Source organism: Pseudonocardia sp. SID8383 (assembly GCF_009864975.1).
Lineage (GTDB): Bacteria > Actinomycetota > Actinomycetes > Mycobacteriales > Pseudonocardiaceae > Pseudonocardia > Pseudonocardia alni.
This window is the reverse complement of sequence record NZ_WWFY01001087.1, coordinates 1-1,529: the sequence shown is the minus strand read 5'-3', so window position 1 is coordinate 1,529 and position 1,529 is coordinate 1. Positions and strand designations below refer to the sequence as shown.

Annotated in this window: 2 protein-coding genes and 1 pseudogene; 2 read left to right on the top strand and 1 reads right to left on the bottom strand. The window is 77.2% G+C overall.

The window, feature by feature from the left end; all coding sequences use genetic code 11:
* Positions 1 to 771, bottom strand: a 771-nt coding sequence (gene cobC, locus GTW08_RS26390) for an Rv2231c family pyridoxal phosphate-dependent protein CobC (RefSeq protein WP_161152674.1), incomplete at its 3' end; no start/stop codon positions are given.
* Between the two features lie 107 nt (positions 772 to 878).
* Here cobC and GTW08_RS26385 point away from each other — a divergent pair.
* Positions 879 to 1,337, top strand: a complete 459-nt coding sequence (locus GTW08_RS26385) for a low molecular weight protein-tyrosine-phosphatase (RefSeq protein WP_073577072.1) — start codon at positions 879 to 881, stop codon at positions 1,335 to 1,337.
* Positions 1,334 to 1,529, top strand: a pseudogene (locus GTW08_RS26380) (fructosamine kinase); the annotation flags it as partial. The gene GTW08_RS26385 and the pseudogene GTW08_RS26380, both read left to right, overlap by 4 nt.

Genomic DNA, 1,529 nt, shown 5'->3' with positions numbered 1-1,529 from the left:
CTCGCAGCAGGCGATGACCGCCTCCAGGGCGGGGGTGGAGACCGGCCACAGCGGGCGGGTCGCGGCGAGCCGGGCCAGCAGCTCGGGGGCGCCGAGCGCGTAGCCGGCGCGCAGCCCGGCCAGCGCCCAGGTCTTGGTCAGCGAGCGGAACACCAGCAGGCCGGGCACGCCGGCGTCGCCGGCGAGTGTCTCCGGCTCGCCGGGGACGGCGTCGGCGAACGCCTCGTCGACGAGCACGGTCCGTCCCGGGCGGGCGAGCGCGCGCAGCGCGGCGGCCGGGTGCAGCACCCCGGTGGGGTTCGTCGGGTTCCCGACGACGACGAGGTCGGCCTCCTCGGGCACCGCGGCCGGGTCGAGCGCGTGCCCGGTCGCGGCGTCGGTCAGCACCCGCACCACGTCCACCCCGCCGCCGCGCAGCGCGGCCTCCGGCTCGGTGAACCCGGGGTGCACGACGGCAGCGAGCCGGGGGCGCAGCGACGGGAGCAGCGCGAATCCCTCCGCGCTGCCCGCGAGCACCAGCACCTCGTCCGCGTGGCGGCCGTGCCGCGCCGCGACGGTGGCGCGGGCGCGGGCGTCGTGGTCGGCCCGCGGGTAGCGGCCGAGACCGTCCAGGGTCGCGACGAGCCGGTCCCGCAGCCAGGGCGGGGGGCCGTCGCCGATCACGTTGACGGCGAAGTCGACGAGCCCGTCGGTGGCCTCGGCGTCGCCGTGGTGCCGCAGGTCGTGCCCGCCCGCGTGATCCGTCCCGGCCGCATGGTGATCGAACGGCATCGGGCCACCCTACGGCGCGCACCGGTGCGCGGTGGACAATGGCCCGGCCACCACACCCGAGCGTCAGGGTCGACGTCGGTGCCCCCGCTCCCCGGAGGAACGTCGCAGTGAACGTCGTCTTCGTCTGTACCGGCAACATCTGCCGGTCCCCGATCGCCGAGAAGATCCTCGCCGCCGAGGTCGAGGCCGCCGGGCTGGCCGACCGGGTGCGCGTGACCAGCGCCGGGACCGGCCACTGGCACATCGGGCAGCCCATGGACGAGCGCGCCGCCCAGGTGCTGGCCGAGCACGGTCACGACACCGCCCACAGCGCCCGCCAGGTCGACTCGGAGATCCTCTCCGCGGACCTGCTGGTGGCGCTGGACATGGGGCACCTGCGGACCCTCGAGCAGTCGGTGCCCGATCCCAAGCGGGTCCGACTGCTGCGCTCGTTCGACCCGGCAGCCCCCGCGGGTGCCGAGGTGCCCGACCCCTACTACGGCGGCCCGGACGGGTTCGCCGAGGTCCACGCCATGATCGTCGCGGCGATGCCGGGCCTGGTCGAGCACGTCACCCGGAACGCATGACCGACCGCGTCGCCCGGCTGACCGGTCGTGCGGTGCGCGACGGGCCGGCCGGGCACCCCCCGCACGCGACCCTGGACGACGGCACCGTCGTCGTGGTCAAGGACGCCTCGGCGGACCCGGGCGCGGCCCCGGCCGAGGCCGCCGGGCTGCGCTGGATCGCGGTGCCGGGCGGACCGCCGGTCCCCCGTGTGC